The organism is Maribacter sp. IgM3_T14_3, from assembly GCF_049603095.1.
Taxonomy (GTDB): domain Bacteria; phylum Bacteroidota; class Bacteroidia; order Flavobacteriales; family Flavobacteriaceae; genus Maribacter.
In genome coordinates, this window is record NZ_CP187138.1 from 2,798,553 (window position 1) to 2,819,618 (window position 21,066).

Consider the following 21,066-nt stretch of genomic DNA (forward strand, 5'->3'; position numbering starts at 1 on the left):
TTTTAATCGGAGTTCGTGAAGCAAGCCATGTTTTTGCAAGCAAAAACTGCTCACTATGTTCGCATGGCTTGTTGGGAATACTCCCCAAACCCCTAGGATATGGCAAGACCAAAAAAGAAAATACAAGACTTGAAAGCTATTCGGGTCAACGTTAGGATGACCGTATCGGAATATCTAACAGTATCTGAAAATGCAATTACCTTGGGCGTTTCAATTCCTGACTTTATACGTTTGAAAACGACTGGTCGGGTATTGCCCAGAAAAAGAATAGCACCTGAGGACAGAAAACTTTTTGTTGAGATGGGTAGAATCGGAAATAACATTAATCAATTGACCAAAAAAGTACACTTGGGAATGAACAACTTTCCGCAACTCAATTCGCTGTTATTGGAACTCAAAAGCAACCTCGATGTCTTAAAATCAAATATTGTAAACAATGATAGCCAAGCAGATTAAAGGAAAAGATTTTTATGGAGTGTTGGGCTATAACGAAAAAAAGGTCGGCCAAGGAATGGGTTATGTACTGGATACCAATATTACCTATGGAAAAACTGTTCACATGACCCAAGAATTCAATATAGTTAGACAGCTGCGACCAAGATTAGGGAAGGCGGTATATCATGTTTCGCTGAGCCTGCCCTATGAGGATACATTGAGCGATAAACAATTTACTTCTTTAGGAATGGATTACCTAACGGGCATGGGGTTCGAGGACAACCAATATATCATGTACCGACATCAAGACCAAGAGCATGAGCATATCCATATCATTGCCAATAGGGTAAAGTTTTCTGGAGAACTGGTCAACGACAGCAAGGATTATGAACGAAGTGAACGCTTGGTAAGGAAAATGGAATTGAAGTATAGTCTATCTCAACTTGAGGATAACAAATTGACAAGAAAAGCAACCATTACCCACAAAGAGATACAAAAAGCATTTCGAACTGGGGAACCACCATTGAAGTTGACCCTTCAATACCATCTCGAAAATGCAATCTCAAATTCTAAGAATACATCAGAATTCAAAAGAGAATTGGGCGCAAAGAATATAAGTGCCAAGTTCAATGTAAGTAAAAGTACGGGTAGGGTAACCGGAATATCCTTTAGATACAAAGAAATCATTTATAAAGGAAGCAGTCTGGGGCGACAATATTCCTGGAATAATATCATAAAACGAATTGATTATGAACAAGACAGAGACCGTACAATTATTTTCGAAACTAATCGCACAGAACGAAGAATTGATATATCTTTTGAAGAAAATTCAAACTCAGCAACAGCACATATCGGAAAGAAACAACCTATTCCAGGACGGCATATCAAAGCTGCTGAGCAACCAAAATCTTATCTGGAAAAAGCTCCATCAGACGGATTGAAACCCTTTCAAATTGAGGATAATCCTTGGAATGCATTCAAATTAGAACTTGATAACGACAGTCGATTTAAAAGGAAAAATCGTAATGAAAAAGGGTGGAAACGGTAGTAGTAATTATTGCCAATATACTTCCAAGTTTACTAAGACCCCATTAAAATCTTATTTACAGCAAAAAAAAATTGGTAAAAAATATAATCCTATCACTCAATTTGCTCGGATTCAAATAAGAGAATATTATTTCAAACAAGTCTTACTTCGATTTATTTGTGGACTATAGCAAGGGAAACCTGCTGCAGTAATGAATAAGATAAAGAAACTACTACTATACATTAATCATTCATTAGCCCATGAAACGCTCTAATTAACAGAGATATAGTCTAATATTAGACTAAATTCATTGGAAAGCTTTCGATTTTCTATTAATATGCTATTACAATTATAATTAAATCAATACATTCGTATATCGCGATTCGCGAATCACAAACCATCCATATGAAAAAACATAGTGGTATGCGGCCGCATGATGTGGTTATATTGCTTAAAATTGTTGCTAAGGGCGATGCATCTTGGTTCAATAAAGATTTGGCCAATGAATTATATATCAGTCAGAGCGAAATCAGTGAATCATTAAACCGAAGTAAAATTGCCGGTCTTATTTCTGGAGACAAAAAGCAAGTTTTTAAGTTAGCCCTGCTCGATTTTTTACGGTACGGTTTACGTTATGTTTATCCCGAGCAACCGTCATCCTTAGTTCGTGGGGTGCCTACTTCCCATAGTGCTCCACCGCTAAATGAAGTGATTCAAAGCGAACAAAACTTTGTTTGGCCTTATGCCCTTGGTACAAATCGTGGGTTCTCCGTAGAACCCTTACATCCCAATGTACCCAAAGCTTGTTTGGAAGACCCTAAACTTTATGAATTGTTGGCCATGACAGATGCTTTGCGATTAGGAAAGGCAAGGGAACGAAATTTAGCTATTGAAGAACTTGAAAAGCGTCTACAATGAGGAACACGCTAATAAATAAAGAAATTATTAAAAGAGTGGCCTTGGCTTTGGGGGATTTGAACAATGTTGTCATTTATGTAGGTGGTGCTACAGTTAGTTTGTACATCAATGACCCAGCTGCCGATGATGTTCGGCCCACCAAAGATATTGATATTAGTTTACAGATTCTTTCCATTCCACAATTGGAAGAAATCAGGGAGCAATTAAATGAAAAAGGGTTTTCTCAATCCGCTGATCTCGACGTAATTTGTCGTTTTAAGTTGGATGACATTCTAGTAGATGTAATGAGTACCAAGGCTGTTGGTTGGGCTCCTGCCAATCCATGGTTCGCAAAAGGTTTCGATAAAAGGGAGAAAGTGAAGATCGACGATATTTCAATACAAATCATGCCGCTCCCTTATTTTCTAGCCAGTAAATTCTCAGCCTTTAAGGATAGAGGTGGTAATGATCCCCGTCAGAGCAAAGATTTGGAGGATATCACTTATATTTTAAACAATCGCACTGATTGGCATGAAGTTATCAAGGATTCCGGGAAAGAGGTGATAGACTTTTTGAAAATGCATTTTCAAGAAATTTCTAAAAGTGCTGGAATTCAAGAAGCCATGCGCGGATTTTTGTTTTACGAAGAGCAATCGGAGCGATTTAAGATGATAACCAAAAAGATTGATTACTTATTATAAATCGATTTTAATTAAAAGAAATGCGGTGGTAAATTTCGTAGCACGCAATTATTTAAAGCTTTAAATGACCACAGAATAGCGAATAGAAGAACACCTCATAAAGCACGCCTAAAGATTGATTTTATCACCTAAATTTTTTACTAAAAGCGTCGCGGAAAAGACTTTGACAATAACTGCCTTACCGAAGAACATGAATTAGAATGATTACGATTGACGATCAATTATTAGTAACAGACGAAATGAATGCAGTCGTAATTGATTACACTCAAAAAATAGTCTTGAAAAAATTATTGATGAAATTCGCTTTTAAGTCAGGGGACCAAGCTGAAGTTGTCACCGATTTAATTCAAAGTGTTAATTATTATGGGATGGATACAAAACCTCCCGAAATTGAACTTGAGCTTTCAGCGTATGTATGGAGTTTCTTTACGGCTCTCAATAAAGAAGAACTTACCGCTTTATACTTTTGGGTACTTAACAAAAACTACCTCTGCTATTTGGATGAATTTGAATGTAATGACGACCCGTTCGACGAAACTGAATTCGACCAAAGATTTGGTAGGGAATTGGCCTTTAAATTTTATGAGCCAAATGATAGCGGTTTAATACAAGACACCATTCACGCGCTGAAGAACTATATAATCAATTTTGCCATGGAATTGGATTTATCTCTAGTTGATGAATATACTTCAGAACAGATTTTTGAAGAAATGGATAATTATTGTTCGTGATGTACTGATTATTTCATTCTTCAACCTTTTCAGTTAAAGCTGTCCTTAAACCTGCTAATACATAGGTAAATTCAAAATAATTGGGCAGCACCGCTTTTGATTATGCCGCAGAGCCATTATTGTAATCGAACAGAATTGATTTGACATCAAATTATCGGCAGTAAATATATTTTGCTGCCGTAATATAGTTTTGCGAATTTTTCGCCTTAGAACAGTGCTACTATATTTAGTATCGGAGAATCGCTAGGACACATAGACTTAACTGCTCACGTTTATTTGAAAGAATTAGGAAGCATCGATATTAATTGTGCCCCGGCTTTATTGCTCTGACCAATTACTATCACTTAGCGGATTTAAGTTTTTAATGACTTCTCTTGCCCAGGATATGTAGTCCTTGGTATTCGAATTCATCTCGTTTTTTTGTACAGCTTGTTCTTCCATTGCGCTTATATATTGCTCAGCTACTTTTGCTTTATTCCAATTTTCTACATCAATAAATAATTGGTTCACTTTTGCTTGCTCAGCTACTTTGGCTTTTTTTAGGGCCTCTAGTTTTTGTTCCTGTAGCAATCTCTTATTCTCTGCAATGGCCTGCTCTGCCCTAAGGTCATGCCAGTACTTACAGTCCTTTTCTATCCAGGCTATTATTTCGGGTAGACATTCTTCAAGTTTTCGTTTTGTATTGTCAATCCATTTTTTTTGATTGAATGAAGGGCCAGCCTGAAATTCAAGTTTATCAGACTTTTCCCAAGATTCTCTGCTCCATCCGCTTTCATCTTTATTTCTTATTCTATATACCTTCTGCCTTAGGTTTATTTATGTTTTTTGACCAAAAATCTCAACGTGTGCACTATTACAATAAAATACAATTTTACATCCCATGGCTTCCACGATTTTTATTAAAGTGTCCATAAACCGTAATGCTCTGTCTCTATGTTTCAAGTCTGTATGAATGGGTAATAAGTCGTTTTCATTTGCTACTTCCCAGTATCTAAGTCTTTTCTCGCTATTGTCTATTTTTTCCAGGAGTTTCTTTGAAGTCATGATTAATGGATGATACATTGAGATTCTTGCCGGCACTTTAAAATTTAAATCTCTCCGCTGTTCAAGTTCAAAAGCCCTTCTATGGTAATCGGTTTTAAATTTTTTATGTTGTTGCCTAGGATCAAGGTTTATTTTAGGATTCTTGTTTTCAATTTTTGGTAGGGTAATTTTTTCTATTTCCTTATTGAACCTGACTTTAGACCAATAGCCTCTGGTAGGCAACGGTATGTTGTTTTCTAAGCAAATGTCTTTAAGATATTGGTTTTCGATGTTGAACTTTGTAGCCAGTTTACTTAAAGGTTCATTCCAAACGAGGGTATACAATTGTTGTCGGGTGTATATTTTTTTATCCACGATTCTAGTATTTTAGTAAAAATGCGAGATAATTAGTAATTATAGCTAACTTACTCGGAAAATTATTATAAGTGTATCTGGCTGATTACATAAAAGAAAAACTTTCGTTAGAAGAGTACTCTTTTTCTACAGAAGAGTTAAGGGCGGCTATGCACAAAGAAAAAGAAGCTTTGACCACTGACTTGTCTTACTTAAGAAAAAAGGGAGATATAATGCCTTTAAGAAGAGGGTTTTACCTGATTATCCCTCCTAGGTACTCAAAACAAGGCAAATTACCCCTACAGTTGTTCGCTGAAAATCTTTTTAAATATTTAAACCGACCTTATTATGTCGGTCTATATGCTGCAGCTAAGTTTCACGGAGCAAGTCATCAGCAAATTCAACGCGATTATATCATTACTACAAAACCTACATTACTTGACATACATAAAGGAACTATTGACTTGCGATTTTTTACCACGGCAAATTGGCCTAAAAAGAATATCCTTATTCAAAAGTCCGATGCTGGGGTTTTTAAAATTTCTGACCCGGTCTTAACAGCCGTAGACCTTATCCATTACCAAAATAAGTTGGGTGGATTAAATAGAATATTCTCCGTTCTTGAAGAACTTATGGAAGGCATAACCTATTATAATTTATCAGAATTATTATCATGGTATCCTCATAAAAGTACATTGCAGCGCTTGGGATATTTTCTAGATGGTTCTGAGCTAGATGATCAGGAATCTTTAGTAGGGTTACTAGTTAAATATTTTCAATCTGTTTATTACTATCCTATATTATTGAGTCCATCATCAAATGAAAAGGCGGGCGCAGTAACAAATCATTGGAAAGTTGATGTAAACATAAAACTGGAAAGTGATATATGATACCAAGACCGCACATAACACATTGGCAAAACATGCTTCTTGGAAATCATTTTCACTAGAGAAATACAAGATTTATTTCGGACAGAAATTTAGTATGACCAAGAAACTGCTTTTTAGTAGCTCAAAGCAAATTCAATCAATATTTGAATATTAACTTTAATGATGTGTATCTATCTTGGCAATTAGTAATGCTATTCTTCTAATTTTACGAAGAATGGCTGATGTAGTTATAACCGATAAAGACTTTAATGTACTTATTCAGAAACAAATGAACTCTTTTTATTGATATGCTTTGGCACATACGTTTCAATAATGTGAGGCGTTATTTTTCGTAACGTTTCTCCGGTCCTAGGATGCAGTCCTGGTGCCGTAAAATATTCAATTTCACCTTCCTTGTTTTTGAAGTACCAAATTAACGGTTCATTTTGTTCATTAAAAAATGGGTAGCCCAGCCTAACACTAACTTGTTTCAACTTTTTCAATTTCATAATGTCCATGGGTTCAACTTTGGTTCCAAATGCTGAATATGGTCCGGTAGTACATGGAACTGCAACATATAAAGAGTCTGCCCAAGTCATGCAATTTGCATTTGGATTATCATTAACAACCTCTTTGTCTATAATAATGATAGTCAAGACAAGTGCCACAAAAACAAGACCGAGATAGACTAGGATTTTTGGATTAAAACCTTTGCCCGAGTCTTTTATAACTTCCTTTGTTTTCGATTTTCTACTGGTATTTGAAATCTTTTGTTTTACATCTTCTTCAGTTTGATTTTTTTTAATAAAATCTGCATAATCTGTATACCCTAAATAGTTGCACAAATAAGACAGGACTTTAGGCTTTAATTCTTCTAGACCTTCTTTATTGTTTAAGGAATTTGTGTAATAATCTCTTAAGGTTCGCTCGCTAATAGAGTATTTATGTTCTTCTAGAAGGTAATCTGAAATATGCTGCGCTCTATGTGTTTTCTTACTTGAACCTATTTCTTTTTCAGCTTTTTCAAAAGCGAGTACTATTACTTCGATAGACATAGTGTTTGGTGATATCATTCATAAAATTAACATTTCTATGGAACTTTCATGGAAATTCTTTTCCGGAAATTCTTTTCCAGCCTTTCTCCATCACCTTCTTTTTACTTGCCATTACTTTGTCAGCGAGGATGATTCCACTATGCATTGCTAACATAGTACTTCTAGAAAATCATGCTTACGGAAATGTAAAATGCGGTCTGTGTTTGGCCAAATGGAAAGTAGTTAAAGACTGCCGCATTTGATTTCCACTTTCCAAAAATTAAAGGAGTGTTCCAAACCCTTAAGGGGTTTGTGAAAATGAATTTGAGAGAATCTCGAACAGCCACTCCTATACCAAATTTTTAAAAATAAATAGTATGAAAAAAGTAATAATAGCTGTAATGGCAATGGTTTTTAATATGTTCTTATTTTCCTGTACAGATGACTCTGTTGCAGAGGTGGATAGTCTTTATGATATTCAAGCTACGGAAGGGGATGATGGTGATACACCGCCACCTCCACCAGATAACTAGTGCATGCATTAATAATTTGTATTTAATTAAGCTATACCTTTAGGTATAGCTTTTTTTTTAGATATTTTTAAAAAAAACATTCCTTTTGAAAATCTTTTATTTTGTTCTGGTTATTACGTTGTTGGAATCTTGTGATATAAGCACAGAAAAAAATGTCATAGCCCATAGCACATCAATTGACAGTGTTTTGTTTTATTATAATATTTCCAAAGACAATAGTTTTTCTTTAGAACAGCGTCAAAAAGCTATTAACAAATCATTTATCCATGTAAGTAAGAGTAATAAGGACACCACTTATTACGAAGTTCTTTATCAAAAAAACTCAATTTATTTTTTGTTAAAAGAGTACGATAGTCTTTTGATTTTCAATAAACTGTTTTTAAAAAGTTCCAATGGAAATAACGCTGAATTTATTTTTGGTAAGCAATTTTATTTGATGGGCTATTATTATGGTGAAGTTGTCCAAATGCCTGATAGTGCGTTCAATAATTACAATACCTCAAAGAATTATTTTGAGAAAATAATGGATAGTAGTCGGATAGGAAAAAATCTTTTAAATATGGCGACTATTCAAAAGAATCAAAATGATTTTTTTGGAAGTAAAGAAACCTTAACCGAAGCTTTACCCTTTATTACAAGAAAAGAGGATAGTTTATCTATTGGTGCCCTATATAATACACTCGCTACAGACCATAGAAAGCTATTTAACTATAAAGAGGCAGAAACTTATTATCTAAAAGCAATAGAAGCAACAAATAATTCAAACTATAGATTGGTTTACAAAAATAATCTTGCGGCAACTTATATAGTTAATAAGGATTACATCAAAGGAATTTCATTATTCAAATCAATTCTAATTGATTCTAATCTTATCAAAGATCAAAACGAATATGCACGTGTTCTTGATAACTTGACTTATGCACAATGGCTCTCAGGGGATAAGATAATAGAAAAAGAGTTTCAAAAATCTTTGGAAATCAGAAAACAAAACTACGATAAACGAGGACAAATAGCCAGTTATACACATTTAGGTGAGTACAACAGTGCAACCAACCCTAAAAGGTGTATAAGTTATTTTGATTCTGTAATTCAATTATCTAGAAAGTTAAAAATACCTAGGGCGGAGGCTGATGCGCTTAGGTTTTTAATGAAGGTTGAGCCTAAAAATTTATATATCAGGGATAGGTATGTTTTTTTACAGGACAGCTTGTATCAACAGGAGTTGAAGGTAAAGACCCAATTTGCCAAATATAAATATGATGACAAAGTAACGCAGGAGGAAAACTTGCGTTTGGAAAAGGAAAATACTGAAAAGGAATTAGAGGCAAGTCGAGAACGAAATCAAAAGATTTTATACCTAGGAGGTTTTCTCTTTATTACTGCCGTTCTTGGGCTTTCTCTCTTTGGTTTTAGACAACGTACCAAACGATTAAAGCAAAAAGGTAAGGCTGAAAAGCTAGAAGCTATTCAAGAAACCGAAGCGGAACTATCCCGAAAGTTACATGATGACCATGGTGGTAAATTAAATCAGCTAATGTCACTAATACAGCTAAATGCGGACAAAGAAGTAATTTTAGATAAAACAGAAGAACTTTATAATCATACTCGGGACTTTTCTAGAACCTTAAATTCGGTAGATACAGGTCCAGATTTTTGGAAGATTCTCAAAGCTACCTTAGAATTTGCGAAACCGGCAGAGGTCGAAATGATGTTTAATGGAGGTAAAGAATTGGATTGGTCAATGGTAAGTAATCAGTCAAAAACCATTCTTTTTAAAGTATTGCAAGAATTGGTAATCAATATGGCTAGGCATAGTAAGGCAAACCAAACCGTAATTTTATTCAAAGACCAATATAAAATGCTCTATGCTTACTACGAAGACGATGGGGTTGGAGCATCAAAAGAAGCTCTATTAAGAAAAAATGGACTTCAGAATACAGAAAAGCGTATTCAAGCCATAGGCGGAAGCATTATTTTTGATTCAGAAGAGGGGAAAGGGTTTCGGGCAGAAATCCAGATACCTAAGTAATTAAATACACCATGTTCAAAAAAATACTATTGGCTGAGGATTTTCAAGGAGAAAACTACGGCATTGTTGAAACCCTAAAAGACAAATTAGCCATTGAAGAATTGCAAAACGAATTGTATTGCGATAAGGCTTTTACGCGATTAAAAGTAGCCCTTAAGAATAATGATGCGTACAAGTTATTGATAACCGATTTGTTTTTTGAACAAGATTATGTAGACCGAAATCTGACTTCTGGTTTTGAACTAATTAAAGCAGCAAGAACCTTGCAGCCTAGTTTAAAGATTATTGTGCACTCTATGGAAAACAATCCCTTACAAATCAATACGCTTTTTAAAGAGCAAAAAATTAATGGTTATGTATGCAAGGGTCGTAAAGGTATGGTGGAGCTGGTTAGTGCCATTAACGAAGTGTACCATAATAGAACCTATGTGTCCCCGCAGCTAAATTTGAACGTTCCCCACAATGTGGTAGAATTGGATGATTTTGACCGTGCTATATTAAAAGAACTCGCCAACGGACTTACAAAAAAAGAGGTGTCTGAAAAGTTTAAAAAAGAGAAGATTACCCCTAATAGTGAAAGCACGATTGATAAAAGAATAAGCAGGCTTTATGATGAGTATGAGGCCAAGAATACTACAAATTTGCTCTTTAAGCTTGCGAAGGAGGGTAGAATTTAACTCCTAACGTTTCTTATAAACTTCATAAAAGTTAAACAAATTTTAATCGCTTACAGATATCTGTAAGGGATTGTCTTTTAATGGGTTTAGGTTTGTCCTATTATTAATTTAAACTAAAAATATGGCAAAGTACTATGTTAACAATACTGCACAGTCAAATGGTGATCATGAGGTTCATGAAGACGGTTGCTATTGGCTTACTCTTGTAGTAAGCAAAAAGGATTTAGGATTCCATACAAATTGCAAATCAGCAGTTACAGAAGCAAAGAAGACCTATAATAAGTCTAATGGATGTATTCACTGTTCTAAAGAATGTCATACGTCATAATTTGTTAGAAATGATAAAAACTATTTTGATTGGCCTACTTCTTTTAATGGCAAAGGTTTCTTTGGGTCAGGAAAAAAGTAATTTGAGTAATGTAGAAATATTTTCTTCTAAGGCCGGCACTTTAATTGAAAAAGAGTTTTTAGATATTGGACAAATAAATAAAACTACTGAAATCAAAATTTTGAAAATAACTGATATGATTTCAGGTGATTCGATTAAATCAATGAGAATTACCAGTGAAATACCTGGATCTTATTCTACTGAAACTAAAATAGCACAATTAGATTCAGATGAAATAGATGGCTTAATCAAATCTATATTGATTATCAAAGACAATGTACTTAATACAAACGCAGAGAATTATACTGAAATTACTTTTAAAAGTAGAAGTGGATTTGAAGCTGGATGTTATTGGAGTAAAAATGAATGGAAAACATATCTCCAAATTGAAAAATATGACAGAAAATCAATGGTTTGGTTTAGAGGCGATGAATTTGAAATGTTTTTCGAATTATTAAATAAAGCAAAAGTTAAAATGTAACTCCTTAACCATGTTAGTATTCTACTAAAAACAAGAATCTTGAATAGAACTGATGTAAATAATAAATATTTTATACCACTTTTGTTGGTCTTATTTTTTTCTTCTTCTTTCAGTATGCCAGTAAATGAGGCGACCAATGTCTACATCTGCAAAGGAAAAGGAAGTAAGAAATATCATTTTGTAAAATCATGTAGAGGCCTTTCCAACTGCTCAACGAATACTTATCAGGTTTCGTTATCTAAAGCCCAAGAAATGGGTAGAACTCTTTGTGGTTGGGAGGATTGATTTTTGAATCAAATTCATAAAAAAGAACAGTCGATAGCTGTTCTTTTTTTTATGCCTTACGGATATCTGTAAAAAATTTAAAAATAATGGGTTTAGGTTTGAAGAACTAAAAATCTAATCTTGAAATAATGGGATACAGAAGAGGATATTATAAAAAAGATGGCACGTATGTTCAAGATCATTTTGTAAGCAAAGATCACGGAGGAAAAAGACTAAAAAACACCAACAAGAAGGGATGTTGGGGAGTTTTTCTATTGTTATTGGTTACTTTTTTTAGTTTCTCCTGTGAAACGGCATCTACTTGCCAGTCTAGGAATTGTGCAGATTTTGCCAATCAGGCAGAAGCCCAAGCCGCTTACGAAGGGGATAAAAGTTGTTATTCAAATTTAGATCGAGACAATGATAACATAGCCTGTGAAAACGGCAATTACTAAAATATGGAGAAACTAAATATATCAGTAGGGTTAAAGAGCCATTTTCTTAGGCTATATCAAATGGCATTTGCAGACGATAATTTTGACGTCCTAGAATTAAAAATGCTTTACAAGTTCGCAGAGGAAAGGGGGCTTAGTAAAAATCAGTTAAATGAAATTCTATTAAACCCTTCCCAAGAGTCTTTTGTTCCAGATTCTTTAGAAGAGAAAATAGAGTACTTGTATGACTTAGCGCTTATGATTTGGGCTGACGGAATTATAACTGAAGACGAAACCAATACCTTAAAAAAATACTGTTTAAAATTTCAATTTATAGAAGAAAACATTGACGATATCTGTGAATTTCTTCTTGAAAATGCAAAAGTGAAAATTTCTTTAAAAGAACTAATAGCCAAAATGCAAGACTAATATGGGATCTTTAAAAAATATATTCTCTATTAAAAAAAGTGCTCCGCAGGAAGTTGAAAAACCTATGGAGCAAGATGTTAAAAAAATAAAACTTTCATTTTTTGAAAGTGGTTATGGTTCATCTAAGCAAGCATCTGGTAATCATATCATATTTAAGGCCTGTTTGCAAGATGTCTATATGGATTATAAGGGTAAATGTAGGGAAGATGAAAAGTTGCAGAAAGAATTAAAGGAACCCTATGTGCAGGAAAGAGGTAAGTATGAAATTGAACTAAAGAAAAGGAAAACGGTAAAAGGTATTATTGAGGAGGGTATAGCCAATTTGGAAGAAAAAATAAGAACTTTCAGGAATGAAATAGCCGATGTAAAGCATAATCCTGAAAAATATGTGGAGGATGCTGACAAAAAACCTAAGGCTCAATTTTATATTGGTTTGTTTGTGTTGATTCCGATAACATTTTATTTGCTGGTATTCTACATTTCCGCCTCTTACTCAGCTTTCTTTAAAAAGTTTGACACAGAGCAGCTTACAAATGCAATTTTTGATGCCAATGCCTTGACCAAGGCAATAAATGATGGTTGGCAAGAAGGTATTTTTGTTGCAACCATTCCCTTTGCATTTATGGGGTTAGGTTATTTGATACACATGTTTCAAAAACATAAGAATTGGTTGTCTTACGTGAAGATAGCAACCTTATTTGTGGTCACTTTTATTTTCGATGCCATACTGGCCTATCAAATTGAAAAGAAGATTTATGATATAGAGAAAACCCTTAATTCATCTGAATTTAATGTACAGATAGCTTTTACAAAAGCTGAGTTTTGGGGGATTATCTTTGCCGGTTTTGTAGTTTATATTATTTGGGGTTTGGTGTTCGATTTTATAATGAAGGAATATGACAACTTCGATAAAATCAAAACTTTTATTAAATCTAAGCGCGAAGAAATTAAAAACTATGAACAAGAAATTACAGAACAAAAGGAAAAGCTTGGGCCTATAAAAGAGGAGATTTCAGGTATAGAAGGAAAAATATGCGACTTACAAAGAACCATAGATGGGTTTGTTTTTTCCAACAAACAGTATCTCACCTATCATGCTGAATATGTGAAGGGTTGGTTTTTAGGCATTGCTGATAATTTTGATGATTTAAAAAGAAAAGACCAACTATTAAACCTTTGTACTACTGAGGAAAAAAAGCATTTAGAGGAACATGATATTGCCGATGAAAGTTATGAAGGTCGTTTGTATAAACTAATTAATTAGAGAAGATGAAAAAGTACACCCTGTATTTTTTAGCCTTGGCATTTTTAAGTTTTACACTTTTATCATGTAAAGAAGAGCCAAAGAAAGATAAATTAATTCATGAACATGATTTCCCTAAGGTTGCTGTAAATTCCAATTTGAATATAAGTATCCTTTTGGATTTATCAGATAGAATAAACCCTGAGAAGTATCCTTCCCCGGCAATGGAGTTTTATCAAAGGGATATTGGTTATTTAAAGGCTGTTGCAGAGAATTTTGAGTCGCATATAATGAATAAGAAATTAATAAAAATAGATGACAAAATGCAGGTATTCATTGATCCAGAACCTTCAGATAAAACTCTAAACCAAAAACTGGAGGGTCTTAAAATCTCTTTTGATAAGAGTAGCGTTTCTAAGGAAGCAATCTTAGCTACCTGTAAAAAATACGATAGTATTTCAACACTGATATATGAAGCAGCCATTAAAGATGACCACTATGTAGGATCTGATACGTGGCGCTTTTTCAAGAACAAGGTAAATGATTATTGTATTGAAGAGGGGTATCGAAATATTCTGGTGGTTTTAACTGATGGCTACATCTACCATAAGGATACCAAAATGAAGGAAGGAAATAAAACCACTTATTTAACACCTAAGGAAGTCAGGGACTTTGGCTTTATCAAATCAGGTTGGAAGGGCAAGTTTGAACAGCAAGATTTTGGTTTTGTGGCTGCCAATAATGACCTCAATAATCTTGAAGTATTGGTCTTGGGTATTAACCCAGATGATAAAAACCCCTACGAGGAAGATGTTATCAGAGCCTATTGGACCAAGTGGCTAACTGAAATGAATGTCAAAAACTTTGAAATAAAACAAGCGGACTTACCTTCAAACATGAAGAAGGTGATACAAGATTTTATTTTGAAAATAGATTAATTATGGAATACTCAAAGTCAGTATTAATTAGATGAAGTAAGGTTATTTAGATTCCATAATATGAAAATAAACGAATATTACATTAAAGCTAGATTGTTTCCGACAATATTAATTTCTATTCCAATTCTCAGTTTGTACTATTTTGGCTTTAGCGAAAAACTAATAGAATTTATGACCTTTTTGGAGGGTTATGAATGGGCTAGCGACATAACTCTTTCGATTGCAATAATCTATTTCCTTGTGCAAATCAATCGACTAATTTCAAAAGAACTATTCCAAAATATATTCTTCAAAGAAGAATTAAATATGCCAACAACCAATTTTCTTCTTAATTCAGATACCTCTTTAGCAAAATCAATAAAATCTCAAATAGCCCAAAAAATAGCTGCTGACTTTAATATTCACTTATTAAATTCAACTTCTGAGAACGAGAACGAAGAAGAAGCTAGAAAAACTATTTCAAGCGCAGTGGCTCAAGTTAGAAATGTTACTAGAGATAATTCAATCCTACTTCAGCACAATATTGAATATGGCTTTGTAAGAAATCTGATTGGCGGTAGCGTTTTAGCTGTTGTAATTTCAATAATTAATATCTTTTTGTTTCAATATACTTTTCCAAATCCATTTGCATTCAAACTTAATTTAGTCTTTCTAAGTATCTACATTTTGCCAATTATTTTGAGTAAGTTTTTGATTAACAGATATGGTATATACTACGCAAAGATTTTATTCGAACAATATTTAAAAAAATAAATGAAATGGATTTTAGTATTGATATGCTATCACTTGGCAATGCAGATTGCAATATAATATGGACAAAAGCAGAAAACGCTGACTTTGTAACAATAATTGATGGTGGTAACCCAAAAGACGCAAAAACAATTATTGAGCATTATGAAAGCTATATAAAACCACACATCTCTAATGATAGTCCAATATTAATAATTAGTACCCATCCTCATTCCGACCATATCGGTGGCTTGGTAGATTTAGTTCATTATTTTAAAAATAAGATTGTTCGATTTTATTACAATGACCCAACAGACTACATTGAAGAAGCAAAAAGAAATGAATTAAAAAGCTTAAATGAATCATTTTTGTATTCGAACCAAAGAGTTAAAAAGCTCTTTGCCTCGTTACAACAGTCTGATGACCTAAGTGATGTTCTAGAACAATATGGAATTCCTAAATTAGAAGCCTTTTCAGACAATAAACTAGACCATAATTTATTTGAATTTGTTGGTCCGTCAAAAATATTTTATTTACAGCAACTTAGATATTTTACAAACATTGACATTCTAAAAACGTCAGGTTCTAAAATTCAACCTGAAAGCGATATTAATGAAGTACAAGAAGGATTAAATTCTTGCGATATAGTTGATGAAAAAAATGATGCTTCCGCAGAGAATTTGACATCAGTTCTAACAAAATTTATTGATTCCAGTAATCGAAAGTACTTATTTACAGCAGATGCTGGAGTTGATGCTTTTGAATCAGCAGCTAGTAACGGATACAGTATTAAAGATTTGCATTTTTGCCAATTACCGCATCACGGAAGTAGAAGAAATGTAAGTACAAATTGGATTAGTAATTTCAATCCTAAACAATTTTGGGTTTCCGCAAATGGAAGCAAAAAACACCCTAGAAAAGCTGTTATCAGTTGTATAAAAAAAAACTTGCCTGACTGCAAAACATATAGTACTCATAAAACAGGAACTATACATATTAACTCTAAAGCAAATCTTTTCCCTGATAGGAATTGGGGTACAGCGGAGCCGTTATAAAAGTGGATGAAAATATTATATCATCATTCAATTTTGGCTAAACTATTAGCAGGAGATAAAATATAATATTTTTAGCTAATAAAGAACTTTTGCACAATCTAGTAACATTAATAATATCATGGCTTGGAGATTTAGAAGAAGAATTAAATTAATTCCTGGTGTGTATTTAAACCTTAGTAAAAGTGGTATTAGCACTTCTATTGGTATAAGAGGAGCAAATGTTACGCTTGGGAAAACAGGTGTTTATTTGAATACAGGAGTTCCTGGGACAGGAATTTATCATAGACAAAGATTAGCTGGAGATAAACTGGCTTATGAAAAGAATCAATTTGTTTCAGTAGAACATTCTGAACAACACATTTATGCCGAAAAGGAAATTATTAGTGCAGATGTTCAAGAGATTACAAGTCAAGATATGCAAGGAATTAAAGATTCCATTTTATTGGCACATCAACAAAGAATCGAACTTAATCGTAATCTTCAAAAAGTAAGTTCGAAATTAGCATCAACAAAATTAAAATTGACCATAAGCTATGTATTATTATATGGTCTAATTAGCAAAGGAATCTCAGAAAGAATAAAAGCTGATATTTTAGCACAGAAAGAGGTAATTACTGAACTTGAAAATCAAATAAATAATTGCTTTGTTCATTTAGAAATAGATTTCGATGAAGAATTTAATTTAAAATATAAAAAACTTGTCGCTACATTCAAGAATTTGTGTAATTGTCATAAAATTTGGGACGTTACCAGCGCAAGTCTTCAAGACACCGTTAAGTCAAGATCATCTGCCGGAACATTGGTGGATAAAAAAGAGGTCCGATTTGGATTTAAAAGCCTGCCTGATATAAAATTTGACTGTGATGCAATGTACTTTAAAAATGCAAACGGTGCTGACTTATATTTTTATCCCAATTTTATTGTAATGTTCTCTTCAAAGCACAAATTCGCTATTATAGGTTTTGAAGAGTTGGATTTTTATCATCGTAGTGTTCGTTTTACTGAGACAGGTAAAACCCCCAAAGATTCTAGAGTAATTGACAGAACTTGGGCAAAAGTCAATAAAAACGGCACTCCGGATAAACGGTTTAAAGGTAATTATCAAATACCAGTAGTGAAATATGGTGAAATTAAATTATCAACTGATACAGGAGTTAATGAGGAATATGAATTTAGCAATTATGAATTTTCCGAAGATTTTGCCATTGCTTTTAAAAATTATCAAAACCTGTTAAAGGCTTCTAGGGAATCATAATTTTCATTTCAACTCAATACTCAAGTAAACAGGTAAATGATCTGATAATTTTCGGGCCCTTTCCAAATTGTCACATTCCCTTACAAAATCGATGACACTGCTTTTTGTTTTAGCAATGGTCTTGGAGTAGAATATATTATCAATGGCATGGTTTCGATAGTCATAACCATCACAAGCTCTTTTTAAGGTCGTTTTTTGGTTGGTAACGGCGGGGGAGTACCCTTTTTGCTTAAAATCGTTGAATACCGGGTTGGCTTCGTCAACATTAAAGTCGCCCGCTAAAATGAGCGGTCCGGTAATTTTGCTATTTATGTATTGGGTAAGTGCCTTAATTTCGGCCTCAGGGTTTTTGTCATGAGGCCTTGAGTGAAAGTTGATAAGGGTTAATTTTTTATCCTTTAAGTAAAAATCCAGTATAAAGGGTTCCCGATCAACTACGGTCTCTAGTTCCTTTATGAGTCTTCCTCTATTTTTAATCTTAATATGTTTTGTTTTCCAAACAATGGCATAGCGCTCGGTCACATATTTTGGAATTCTTGTGGGGTTACTGATTGCATAATCCCATTGAGCGCCTTTACGGTTAAGTATATCGGTTAGTTTGGCCACTGCTTGCGCACCACCAAAACCAGATACTACTTCTTGTATAGCCACAATATCGGCATCTCTCAACAGTTCTGCCATTTCGTTCAATTCATCATTGCTTTTAGTCTTTCCAAAATCTTGGATGTTCCAAGAGATTATGTTGATTTCTTCTTGTTGTGAGAAGGTTTGTAATGAAGTTAAAACGAGTAATAAGAGGAGTATTATCTGAAACATGCCTGTTCATTCAATTAAATGCAAAGCTACTGAAAGTTAATGTTACAGATTTACGTAAATCTGTAATGAATGTTTGAATGAGCCAAATAAACTACTTAATCAACTCATAAAAATACTATATTTGAGCCGAATAATTAGTTTAATCGGCTCATGAAATATAATTGGCAGCAAAAAGACTGGCCTCATTTTCAGTATGAAACTGAGGCTGTTGAAGATTTACTCTATGATTTTGCAAAGCGTACGGGGCGCATTAGTGGAGTATTGGATGGTTTTTCTGAATCCGAACAGACAGAAGCTATGATAAACTTAATGGTTTCCGAAGCTATAAAGACCTCGGAGATAGAGGGAGAGTATCTGAGCCGAAAAGACGTCATGTCCTCTATAAGAAGGAATTTGGGCTTAAATTCTGAGCTACCTGCATCTAAGGATAAAAGAGTTGAAGGAATAACCGATTTAATGCTGGCAATCCGTAAACACTTTACCTCCCCTCTCACAGAAAAGATGCTTTTTGATTGGCATACCATGCTAATGAAAGGTAGTAAAGGAATAGAAATAGGTCAATGGCGTTCGCACGAAGAACCCATGCAAATAGTTTCTGGAGCTATAGGTCGAGAAATTGTTCATTTTGAAGCGCCACCATCAAATACCGTTTCTTCTGAAATGAGTGCATTTATAGGGTGGTTTAATGAATCTCAAATTACTATCAAGAAACCCATCATAAGGTCAGCTATTGCACATTTATATTTTGAAACCATACATCCATTTGAAGATGGTAATGGCAGAATAGGTAGAGCCATAGCTGAAAAAGCTCTTTCACAAAGCATCGGTAGACCTGTTCTTTTTAGTCTATCCAAATCCATAGAGCGCAATAAGAATAAATATTATGATGCCCTAAAGTCTGCTCAGCGTTCAAACAAAATTACTGATTGGATAAACTACTTTGTTCAAACAGTTTTGGATGCTCAAATTGATGCCGAGCAAGAAATTGAATTTACCCTTAAGAAGGCCAAGTTCTTTGACAACCTTAAAGTTGAGCTAAACGAGCGACAACAAAAAGTAGTTCGGAGAATGTTGGAAGAAGGTCATCAAGGTTTTGAGGGTGGTATGAACGCACGTAAATATGTTTCCATTGCTAGTGCATCAAAGGCAACTGCCACAAGAGATTTACGGGAATTAGTTCAAAAAGGGATATTTGAACCTATTGGCGGTGGGCGTAGTACTAGATATAAACTACTCGTTTAAACTACACTAAAGAATTTCATAGTTCATAAAAGGAGTCATGTCATCCTCTTTCAAATACATACAGATAGTGCCATATAAATGTACTTACTGAATAAACCAAGGTTTATATCCTTTTACAATTATATAATAGAGGAGTGAAGAAGTAATGTAAAATGCTGCAAAGAAGTAAAAAAGGGGCAAAAATGCAGCACGAACGCAGCACGCTGATTAACTTTTTTTAACATTAACATTTTTATAACATTGATTATCAGTTATTTATAATAAAAAAGCCTCTAAAAATAGAGGCTTTTGCGGTCTGGACGGGACTCGAACCCGCGACCCCCTGCGTGACAGGCAGGTATTCTAACCAACTGAACTACCAGACCGTGGCGTTTAGCGAGTGCAAATATATACAGTTATTTGTATTGCACAAACATTTTTTTTACTTTTTTTTCACTCTAGAGAAATTTATTTCTTTCTACAAGAAAAGTATTGAGCACTGTAGAGAAATCTCGCTGTATATCAATATCCACATATTTGATTTTATATTGGGCGCATTTCATTTTTATATCAGATAAATACGCAGTAATACGTTCATTATAAGCTTCTTTAATATTATCGGCATACAAGTCTAAATGTTCACCGGTTTCTACATCGACAAATCTCTTCGGTGTATTTTCAAAATTGAAGAATAATTCGTGCTGTTTATCCATCGGGTGAAAAAGTACGACATCATGCTTATTATATTTTAAATGGCGGAGCGCTTCGAACAATTCATCATCATTTTTTTCGGTTTGAAACATGTCTGTAAACAGAAAAATGAGACTTCTGCGTTTAATATTCTCTGCAATTTGATGTAAATAGGTATAAGTATTTGTCTCTTTTGGCGGATTTTTAGTCATACCAACTGCACTTAATTGTGCCAATAACATTTGAAAATGACGTTCGCTTCCTTTTTCGGGTGCATAGTAATTATATGTATCTGAATAAATACTTAACCCTACAGCATCGCGCTGTCTTTTAAGAACGTTCATTAATGCAGCTATGGCTAAGACACTAAATCCTATTTTGTTCAAAGAATCAATACTTAAATTATCTACTTGCGGATAATACATGGATGCAGAATTATCCAATATCATGTGGCACCTTAAATTCGTCTCTTCTTCGTACCGTTTTGTGTACAATTTATCTGTCTTTGCAAAAAGCTTCCAGTCTATATGCCTGGTGCTTTCCCCATTATTATAAATTTTATGTTCAGCAAATTCCGCTGAAAAACCATGAAACGGACTTCGGTGTATTCCACTAATAAAACCTTCTACTACTTGGTTGGCTAGCAGCTCAAGATTAGAGAATAAAGATGATTTGTTTAATTCTGATTGTAAATTCACAATATTAAAGATACTAAAGACAATTCAACTAGATGTATCGGTCGAATTAAAATTAAACCAAATAAAAAGAGCTGACATATGCCAGCTCTTTTTATCTTTTATATAAATATGTAGT

General features: G+C 33.9%; 25 protein-coding genes and 1 tRNA gene. 20 read left to right on the forward strand and 6 right to left on the reverse strand.

Features of this window, described 5'->3' with window-relative positions:
• The first annotated feature begins 99 nt into the window (after positions 1 to 99).
• The 5 genes from ACPF9A_RS12480 (at position 100) to ACPF9A_RS12500 (ending at position 3,791) form a co-directional block, all read left to right on the forward strand.
• Positions 100 to 456, forward strand: a complete 357-nt coding sequence (locus ACPF9A_RS12480) for a plasmid mobilization protein (RefSeq protein ID WP_423997363.1) — start codon at positions 100 to 102, stop codon at positions 454 to 456.
• A complete protein-coding gene (locus ACPF9A_RS12485; protein ID WP_423997365.1) occupies positions 437 to 1,483 on the forward strand; it encodes a relaxase/mobilization nuclease domain-containing protein in 1,047 nt (348 codons plus the stop codon). Before ACPF9A_RS12480 ends, ACPF9A_RS12485 begins: the two co-directional genes overlap by 20 nt.
• 384 nt (positions 1,484 to 1,867) lie before the next feature.
• Positions 1,868 to 2,380 (forward strand): hypothetical protein, encoded by a 513-nt coding sequence (locus tag ACPF9A_RS12490; protein ID WP_339337514.1) that lies wholly within the window; start codon positions 1,868 to 1,870, stop codon positions 2,378 to 2,380.
• Positions 2,377 to 3,060 (forward strand): nucleotidyl transferase AbiEii/AbiGii toxin family protein, encoded by a 684-nt coding sequence (locus ACPF9A_RS12495; protein WP_423997367.1) that lies wholly within the window; start codon positions 2,377 to 2,379, stop codon positions 3,058 to 3,060. Before ACPF9A_RS12490 ends, ACPF9A_RS12495 begins: the two co-directional genes overlap by 4 nt.
• Positions 3,061 to 3,260: 200 nt before the next feature.
• A complete protein-coding gene (locus ACPF9A_RS12500) occupies positions 3,261 to 3,791 on the forward strand; it encodes a hypothetical protein (RefSeq protein WP_423997369.1) in 531 nt (176 codons plus the stop codon).
• A gap of 318 nt (positions 3,792 to 4,109) precedes the next feature.
• Here ACPF9A_RS12500 and ACPF9A_RS12505 read toward each other — a convergent pair whose 3' ends face one another.
• Together ACPF9A_RS12505 and ACPF9A_RS12510 are read right to left on the reverse strand one after the other, a co-directional pair.
• Positions 4,110 to 4,361, reverse strand: coding sequence for a hypothetical protein (locus tag ACPF9A_RS12505; protein WP_423997371.1), 252 nt, complete (start codon positions 4,359 to 4,361; stop codon positions 4,110 to 4,112).
• A gap of 246 nt (positions 4,362 to 4,607) precedes the next feature.
• The gene (locus tag ACPF9A_RS12510; protein ID WP_423997373.1) at positions 4,608 to 5,189 is read right to left on the reverse strand and encodes a hypothetical protein; all 582 of its coding nucleotides are present in this window, start codon (positions 5,187 to 5,189) and stop codon (positions 4,608 to 4,610) included.
• A 71-nt stretch (positions 5,190 to 5,260) separates the two neighbouring features.
• Between ACPF9A_RS12510 and ACPF9A_RS12515 the strand changes: the two genes are divergently transcribed.
• Positions 5,261 to 6,058, forward strand: a complete 798-nt coding sequence (locus ACPF9A_RS12515) for a type IV toxin-antitoxin system AbiEi family antitoxin (RefSeq protein WP_423997375.1) — start codon at positions 5,261 to 5,263, stop codon at positions 6,056 to 6,058.
• 254 nt (positions 6,059 to 6,312) lie between these two features.
• Here ACPF9A_RS12515 and ACPF9A_RS12520 read toward each other — a convergent pair whose 3' ends face one another.
• The gene (locus ACPF9A_RS12520; RefSeq protein WP_423997377.1) at positions 6,313 to 7,110 is read right to left on the reverse strand and encodes a hypothetical protein; all 798 of its coding nucleotides are present in this window, start codon (positions 7,108 to 7,110) and stop codon (positions 6,313 to 6,315) included.
• A gap of 338 nt (positions 7,111 to 7,448) precedes the next feature.
• Between ACPF9A_RS12520 and ACPF9A_RS12525 the strand changes: the two genes are divergently transcribed.
• The 13 genes from ACPF9A_RS12525 (at position 7,449) to ACPF9A_RS12585 (ending at position 17,526) form a co-directional block, all read left to right on the forward strand.
• Entirely contained in the window at positions 7,449 to 7,604 is a 156-nt protein-coding gene (locus tag ACPF9A_RS12525; RefSeq protein ID WP_423997379.1) for a hypothetical protein, read from the forward strand.
• A gap of 85 nt (positions 7,605 to 7,689) precedes the next feature.
• Positions 7,690 to 9,633, forward strand: coding sequence for a hypothetical protein (locus ACPF9A_RS12530; RefSeq protein ID WP_423997381.1), 1,944 nt, complete (start codon positions 7,690 to 7,692; stop codon positions 9,631 to 9,633).
• Positions 9,634 to 9,644: 11 nt separating this feature from the next.
• The gene (locus ACPF9A_RS12535) at positions 9,645 to 10,310 is read left to right on the forward strand and encodes a DNA-binding response regulator (protein WP_423997383.1); all 666 of its coding nucleotides are present in this window, start codon (positions 9,645 to 9,647) and stop codon (positions 10,308 to 10,310) included.
• A gap of 121 nt (positions 10,311 to 10,431) precedes the next feature.
• Positions 10,432 to 10,638: a hypothetical protein gene (locus tag ACPF9A_RS12540; RefSeq protein WP_423997385.1), complete on the forward strand. Its 207-nt coding sequence runs from the start codon at positions 10,432 to 10,434 to the stop codon at positions 10,636 to 10,638.
• Positions 10,639 to 10,648: 10 nt separating this feature from the next.
• On the forward strand, positions 10,649 to 11,179 hold the full coding sequence (locus ACPF9A_RS12545; protein WP_423997386.1) for a hypothetical protein: 531 nt from the start codon (positions 10,649 to 10,651) through the stop codon (positions 11,177 to 11,179).
• 39 nt (positions 11,180 to 11,218) lie between these two features.
• The gene (locus tag ACPF9A_RS12550) at positions 11,219 to 11,464 is read left to right on the forward strand and encodes a hypothetical protein (RefSeq protein WP_423997388.1); all 246 of its coding nucleotides are present in this window, start codon (positions 11,219 to 11,221) and stop codon (positions 11,462 to 11,464) included.
• A 128-nt stretch (positions 11,465 to 11,592) separates the two neighbouring features.
• Positions 11,593 to 11,898, forward strand: coding sequence for an excalibur calcium-binding domain-containing protein (locus ACPF9A_RS12555; RefSeq protein ID WP_423997390.1), 306 nt, complete (start codon positions 11,593 to 11,595; stop codon positions 11,896 to 11,898).
• A 3-nt stretch (positions 11,899 to 11,901) separates the two neighbouring features.
• Positions 11,902 to 12,306 carry a hypothetical protein gene (locus tag ACPF9A_RS12560; RefSeq protein ID WP_423997392.1) on the forward strand — a complete coding sequence of 135 codons (405 nt, stop codon included), beginning with the start codon at positions 11,902 to 11,904 and terminating at the stop codon, positions 12,304 to 12,306.
• Between the two features lies 1 nt (position 12,307).
• A complete protein-coding gene (locus tag ACPF9A_RS12565) occupies positions 12,308 to 13,570 on the forward strand; it encodes an ABC transporter permease (RefSeq protein WP_423997394.1) in 1,263 nt (420 codons plus the stop codon).
• Between the two features lie 5 nt (positions 13,571 to 13,575).
• Positions 13,576 to 14,487 (forward strand): hypothetical protein, encoded by a 912-nt coding sequence (locus ACPF9A_RS12570; protein ID WP_423997396.1) that lies wholly within the window; start codon positions 13,576 to 13,578, stop codon positions 14,485 to 14,487.
• Positions 14,488 to 14,547: 60 nt separating this feature from the next.
• Positions 14,548 to 15,240 carry a hypothetical protein gene (locus ACPF9A_RS12575; RefSeq protein WP_423997398.1) on the forward strand — a complete coding sequence of 231 codons (693 nt, stop codon included), beginning with the start codon at positions 14,548 to 14,550 and terminating at the stop codon, positions 15,238 to 15,240.
• A gap of 5 nt (positions 15,241 to 15,245) precedes the next feature.
• Positions 15,246 to 16,271 (forward strand): MBL fold metallo-hydrolase, encoded by a 1,026-nt coding sequence (locus tag ACPF9A_RS12580; protein WP_423997400.1) that lies wholly within the window; start codon positions 15,246 to 15,248, stop codon positions 16,269 to 16,271.
• Positions 16,272 to 16,389: 118 nt separating this feature from the next.
• Positions 16,390 to 17,526: a DUF4236 domain-containing protein gene (locus ACPF9A_RS12585; RefSeq protein WP_423997402.1), complete on the forward strand. Its 1,137-nt coding sequence runs from the start codon at positions 16,390 to 16,392 to the stop codon at positions 17,524 to 17,526.
• Between the two features lie 3 nt (positions 17,527 to 17,529).
• On the opposite strand, the gene ACPF9A_RS12590 is transcribed toward ACPF9A_RS12585, so the two are convergent.
• A complete protein-coding gene (locus tag ACPF9A_RS12590; RefSeq protein ID WP_423997404.1) occupies positions 17,530 to 18,342 on the reverse strand; it encodes an endonuclease/exonuclease/phosphatase family protein in 813 nt (270 codons plus the stop codon).
• A 150-nt stretch (positions 18,343 to 18,492) separates the two neighbouring features.
• On the opposite strand from ACPF9A_RS12590, the gene ACPF9A_RS12595 reads away from it, so the two are divergent.
• The gene (locus ACPF9A_RS12595) at positions 18,493 to 19,584 is read left to right on the forward strand and encodes a Fic family protein (protein WP_423997406.1); all 1,092 of its coding nucleotides are present in this window, start codon (positions 18,493 to 18,495) and stop codon (positions 19,582 to 19,584) included.
• A 291-nt stretch (positions 19,585 to 19,875) separates the two neighbouring features.
• On the opposite strand, the gene ACPF9A_RS12600 is transcribed toward ACPF9A_RS12595, so the two are convergent.
• A tRNA-Asp gene (locus ACPF9A_RS12600) sits at positions 19,876 to 19,949 on the reverse strand.
• A gap of 72 nt (positions 19,950 to 20,021) precedes the next feature.
• On the reverse strand, positions 20,022 to 20,951 hold the full coding sequence (locus tag ACPF9A_RS12605; protein ID WP_423997408.1) for a DUF58 domain-containing protein: 930 nt from the start codon (positions 20,949 to 20,951) through the stop codon (positions 20,022 to 20,024).
• Positions 20,952 to 21,066: the final 115 nt, after the last annotated feature.

Coding starts and splice junctions, on each gene's coding strand:
- ACPF9A_RS12480 (WP_423997363.1), top strand. CDS start 100: ATGGCAAGACCAAAAAAGAAAATACAAGACTTGAAAGCTATTCGGGTC.
- ACPF9A_RS12485 (WP_423997365.1), top strand. CDS start 437: ATGATAGCCAAGCAGATTAAAGGAAAAGATTTTTATGGAGTGTTGGGC.
- ACPF9A_RS12490 (WP_339337514.1), top strand. CDS start 1,868: ATGAAAAAACATAGTGGTATGCGGCCGCATGATGTGGTTATATTGCTT.
- ACPF9A_RS12495 (WP_423997367.1), top strand. CDS start 2,377: ATGAGGAACACGCTAATAAATAAAGAAATTATTAAAAGAGTGGCCTTG.
- ACPF9A_RS12500 (WP_423997369.1), top strand. CDS start 3,261: ATGATTACGATTGACGATCAATTATTAGTAACAGACGAAATGAATGCA.
- ACPF9A_RS12520 (WP_423997377.1), bottom strand. CDS start 7,110: ATGATATCACCAAACACTATGTCTATCGAAGTAATAGTACTCGCTTTT.
- ACPF9A_RS12525 (WP_423997379.1), top strand. CDS start 7,449: ATGAAAAAAGTAATAATAGCTGTAATGGCAATGGTTTTTAATATGTTC.
- ACPF9A_RS12535 (WP_423997383.1), top strand. CDS start 9,645: ATGTTCAAAAAAATACTATTGGCTGAGGATTTTCAAGGAGAAAACTAC.
- ACPF9A_RS12540 (WP_423997385.1), top strand. CDS start 10,432: ATGGCAAAGTACTATGTTAACAATACTGCACAGTCAAATGGTGATCAT.
- ACPF9A_RS12545 (WP_423997386.1), top strand. CDS start 10,649: ATGATAAAAACTATTTTGATTGGCCTACTTCTTTTAATGGCAAAGGTT.
- ACPF9A_RS12555 (WP_423997390.1), top strand. CDS start 11,593: ATGGGATACAGAAGAGGATATTATAAAAAAGATGGCACGTATGTTCAA.
- ACPF9A_RS12560 (WP_423997392.1), top strand. CDS start 11,902: ATGGAGAAACTAAATATATCAGTAGGGTTAAAGAGCCATTTTCTTAGG.
- ACPF9A_RS12565 (WP_423997394.1), top strand. CDS start 12,308: ATGGGATCTTTAAAAAATATATTCTCTATTAAAAAAAGTGCTCCGCAG.
- ACPF9A_RS12570 (WP_423997396.1), top strand. CDS start 13,576: ATGAAAAAGTACACCCTGTATTTTTTAGCCTTGGCATTTTTAAGTTTT.
- ACPF9A_RS12575 (WP_423997398.1), top strand. CDS start 14,548: ATGAAAATAAACGAATATTACATTAAAGCTAGATTGTTTCCGACAATA.
- ACPF9A_RS12580 (WP_423997400.1), top strand. CDS start 15,246: ATGGATTTTAGTATTGATATGCTATCACTTGGCAATGCAGATTGCAAT.
- ACPF9A_RS12585 (WP_423997402.1), top strand. CDS start 16,390: ATGGCTTGGAGATTTAGAAGAAGAATTAAATTAATTCCTGGTGTGTAT.
- ACPF9A_RS12590 (WP_423997404.1), bottom strand. CDS start 18,342: ATGTTTCAGATAATACTCCTCTTATTACTCGTTTTAACTTCATTACAA.
- ACPF9A_RS12595 (WP_423997406.1), top strand. CDS start 18,493: ATGAAATATAATTGGCAGCAAAAAGACTGGCCTCATTTTCAGTATGAA.